We start from the raw sequence: 728 nt of genomic DNA, 5'->3' as shown, positions 1-728 counted from the left end.
TACTAATCAAAAAATATAAAGTAAGCACTAAAATCAAAAGAAATAACGAAAAATATTGTTAAATATATGTTGTTGCTTAAGGGGCAATTATGCAGGTAATGTTCAGTTATTCAATGTAATTACAGCAATTGTGATTATTTATGCCGTTATTATTCATTTGTATTTTTGAGTTTTGTAATTAGTTTGTTTTATTAGAAATTCTAATTTGAATGGGTAAAATTTGTCATTTCTTAAACAATAAGAAACTGACTAATATACAACCAACTAAACAGACTACTGCTTTTAAAGAGAGGCAATCATGGCACAAGCAATGCAAATGACAAATGTAGCTTTACCAACCTCTATGGATAAGAAAACCTACGCGGTTAACTTCAAAGGATTGATTGCTCACTTACTCGACATTCTTTTTGTAGATAACTCTGCTCCTCGCAGCTACTACGCAGAAGACTTGTCAGCTCACATTCAAAAAGATATCGGTATGTACCGTTAATCTGAACACTGTGAAAAAAAATGCCAGCTTAGCCGCTGGCATTTTTGTATTTGCTGTTTCAAAGGGACCTGATTCAAACGCATGGGTTAGGGGGCCTTCCGAAGCACAAACAAAAACGGGGTTCCAACTGGAACCCCGTTTTATACAAAAGTAACTAAAATTACTTCTTACGGCAGTACTCTGCGATCACGTACATTGACTGACCACCGTTTGCCTTACCTGAAATCAGTTTAGGGTC

Annotated in this window: 1 protein-coding gene and 1 pseudogene; one reads left to right on the top strand and one right to left on the bottom strand. The window is 35.3% G+C overall.

Features of this window, described 5'->3' with window-relative positions; genetic code table 11:
- Positions 1 to 298 precede the first annotated feature (298 nt).
- Complete coding sequence (locus R7R78_RS26110; RefSeq protein WP_005451745.1) at positions 299 to 490, top strand: hypothetical protein; 192 nt, start codon at positions 299 to 301, stop codon at positions 488 to 490.
- 160 nt (positions 491 to 650) lie between these two features.
- Here R7R78_RS26110 and R7R78_RS26105 read toward each other — a convergent pair.
- Positions 651 to 728, bottom strand: a pseudogene (locus tag R7R78_RS26105) (alkylphosphonate utilization protein); the annotation flags it as partial.

Source organism: Vibrio sp. 2134-1, assembly GCF_033339495.1.
The sequence above is the reverse complement of the archived record's forward strand: the minus strand, read 5'-3'. Positions and strand labels throughout refer to the sequence as shown.

What these genes read in the sequence shown, in the direction of transcription:
- R7R78_RS26110 (WP_005451745.1), top strand. Translation starts at nt 299, where the DNA reads ATGGCACAAGCAATGCAAATGACAAATGTAGCTTTACCAACCTCTATG.